Genomic DNA, 2853 nt, shown 5'->3' with positions numbered 1-2853 from the left:
CAAAAAAAATGCCGGCAAGCGCCGGCAACAACAAGAACCACCAAAGGAGGATAAGCAATTCACAGTATCAAGATATACTAATTACCCACCCCGTGCAACCCCTTTTTTTATGCAGGCGATGGTTTTTTTATGATAGCGCCGTGAAGCCGGGGCCTGTCTGCTTGACCAAACCCCGCCGCCGCTGCAATCTCCAGACATGTCAGCCGAATCCTCTTCCGCCGAGTCATCCCGCCTCGACCTCGACGACACCATCCGCCGCGACGCGCTCGACTGCGTCATGTGCGGGATCTGCGTCCCGCACTGCCCCACCTTCTCCATCACGGAGAACGAAGCCGACGGCCCCCGCGGGCGCGTGAGCCTTCTGCTGGGCATCAGCCAGGGGGAACTGTCGGTGGACGAGAGCGTTCGCGATCACCTCGACGGCTGCCTGACCTGTCGTGCCTGCGAAGCCGTCTGCCCCTCCGGCGTGGCCTTCGGTCGCCTGATCGATTCCGGCCGCGAGCGCCTGGCGCGCGAGTCGGCAACCGCATCGCAACCCCGCGCACTGGCCCGTCCGTTCCGCTGGCTGCGCGACGGGGTGCTGCAGCGTCGCCACGTCATGGGCGCGGCGTGGAAGGGATACCGGGTCCTTCATGCGCTGGGCCTGGGTGGGGTTGTCCGCCGGCTTTCCGGTCGCCTCGGCGCCGCCCTGCCGAAGCGGCCGCCCGCCCCGCTCGCGAGAACTTCCCGCCCTGCCGGCGGGGGTGACGGGGCAGCGCGCGGCACGATCGGCCTGTTCATCGGCTGCACCGGCGAGGCGATGAACGCCAACGCCGCGCGCGCCGCAAGGGAAGTCCTCGCGGCACTCGGTTACCGGGTGATCACGCCGCGGGAGCAGGTCTGCTGCGGGGCGATGCATGTCCACGGCGGAGAGCCGGACCCGGCCGAGGCCTTGCGCGAACGCAACGCCCGCGTCTTTCTCGACGCCGGCGTGAACGAGGTGGTGGTGCTGGGCACGGCCTGCCGCAGCGAACTGGCGGCACTCGAGTCGAGTCACGATCTTCGCATCCGCGAGGTCACCGAGTGGCTGCTGGAGACCGATCCCGCCGACTGGCCGGCCATGCAGACCCCGGGCTGGCGCATCGCCATCCATACCCCCTGCAGCCAGCGCAACCATCTCGGACAGGCTGGTGCGACCCGCGCCCTGCTCGAGCGCATCCCGGGGCTGGAACTGGTGGAGATCGACGGCAACGAGCGCTGCTGCGGTGCGGCCGGGATGCATGTGCTGCTCTATCCGGAGCAGGCCCGCACACTGCGCGCGCCGAAGCTCGCCTCGATCGCCTCCCTCGCCCCGGACTTCGTCGTCAGCGCCAATGTCGGCTGCGCCACGCATCTCGCCGGCGGGACGGACGTCCCGGTAATCCAGCCGGTGGAACTGCTGGCCGCGGCGTTCGAGCGGGGCGGCAACACCCCGGGCTGACCCCCGTCCTACAGCTCGGCCATGTTGCGGCCGTAGAAGATCTCGTGCATTTCCTTCTTCAGCGCCTTCTCGATGCGGGCGCACACCTGCGGGCTGTAGTCGTCGGTGCCGTGCCCGAACAGGTAGTTGTCCAGATCGAAGTCCTTGAGGAGCATCTTGGTGTGGAAGATGTTCTCCTGGTAGACGTTCACGTCGATCATCTGGTAGCGCTCGCGCGTGTCCTCGGACATGTAGTTCTGGATCGAGTTGATCTCGTGGTCGATGAAGTGCTTGCGCCCGTGGATGTCGCGGGTGAAGCCGCGCACCCGGTAGTCGAGCGTGACGATGTCCGAGTCGAAGCTGTGGATCAGGTAGTTGAGCGCGCGCAACGGCGAGATCCGGCCACAGGTGGACACGTCGATGTCGGCCCGGAAGGTCGAGATGCCGTTTTCCGGGTGGCTTTCGGGGTAGGTGTGCACGGTGATGTGACTCTTGTCGAGGTGGGCGACCACCGACTCGCGGACCGGTTCGCCGTCGCCCGGCAGCGGACCGGGCTCCTCGTGGTAGTCGATCCCCTCGGCGATCACCGGCTCCTCGGAGATGAGGATGGTGACCGACGCCCCCTGGGGCTCGTAGTCCTGGCGCGCGACGTTGAGGATGTTCGCCCCGATCATCTCGGTCACGTCGGTGAGGATCTGGGTCAGCCGGTCGGCATCGTAGACCTCGTCGATGTAGGCGATGTACTCGTTGACCTGCGCACGGGTCTTGGCATAGCAGATGTCGAAGATCGACATGCTCAGCGTCTTGCTGAGGTTGTTGAACCCGTGCAAGGTGACCGACGACTCACCCATGACTACCCCCTGACAAAAACAAGGCGCCCGGCCGTACAGGGCCGGGCGTTTTCAAACCTGTGATCACGAGACGCCGCCACCGGCACCTCCGCAGGCGGAAGTGTAAACCGCCACCCGCCGGATGACCACGAAACCGGACGTCGATCACGACTCCGGTTCACGGACCTCGAAATCGTGGCTCAGTTCCACGCTGTCGCGCAGCATCGCCGACACGGAGCAGTACTTCTCCGCCGAGAGGTTCACCGCCCGCTCGACCTTGGCGGGGTCAAGCCCCTTGCCGACCACCACGTAGCGGGTGTGGATGGTGGTGAACACCTTGGGCGCCTTGACGTCCGCGCGCTCGGCGGACAGCTCGATCCAGCAGTCCTCGACCGGCTGGCGCTGCTTGCCCAGGATCATCATCACGTCGATGGCCGTACAGCCGCCCAGACCCATCAGCACCATCTCCATCGGCCGCGGACCGGCGTTGCGCCCGCCGATCTCCGGCGCGCCGTCCATGACGATCGCGTGTCCGCTATCCGCCTCGGCCATGAAGGCCATGCCGTCGACCCATTTCACTCGTGC

3 protein-coding genes are annotated in these 2853 nt (G+C 66.2%); 1 reads left to right on the top strand and 2 read right to left on the bottom strand.

The genetic code is table 11. The features are described 5' to 3' along the window. The first annotated feature begins 196 nt into the window (after nucleotides 1–196). Nucleotides 197–1459, top strand: coding sequence for a (Fe-S)-binding protein (locus ACLFMY_RS08850; protein WP_410764295.1), 1263 nt, complete (start codon nucleotides 197–199; stop codon nucleotides 1457–1459). 8 nt (nucleotides 1460–1467) lie between these two features. Here ACLFMY_RS08850 and speD read toward each other — a convergent pair whose 3' ends face one another. Beyond that, nucleotides 1468–2289: an adenosylmethionine decarboxylase gene (gene speD / locus ACLFMY_RS08845; protein ID WP_410764294.1), complete on the bottom strand. Its 822-nt coding sequence runs from the start codon at nucleotides 2287–2289 to the stop codon at nucleotides 1468–1470. A 144-nt stretch (nucleotides 2290–2433) separates the two neighbouring features. After that, nucleotides 2434–2853: OsmC family protein (locus ACLFMY_RS08840; RefSeq protein ID WP_410764293.1), on the bottom strand; the 420-nt coding region annotated here is incomplete at its 5' end.

Origin of the sequence: Guyparkeria sp. (genome assembly GCF_046545975.1) — a bacterium.
Lineage (GTDB): Bacteria > Pseudomonadota > Gammaproteobacteria > Halothiobacillales > Halothiobacillaceae > Guyparkeria.
The sequence above is the reverse complement of the archived record's forward strand: the minus strand, read 5'-3'. Positions and strand labels throughout refer to the sequence as shown.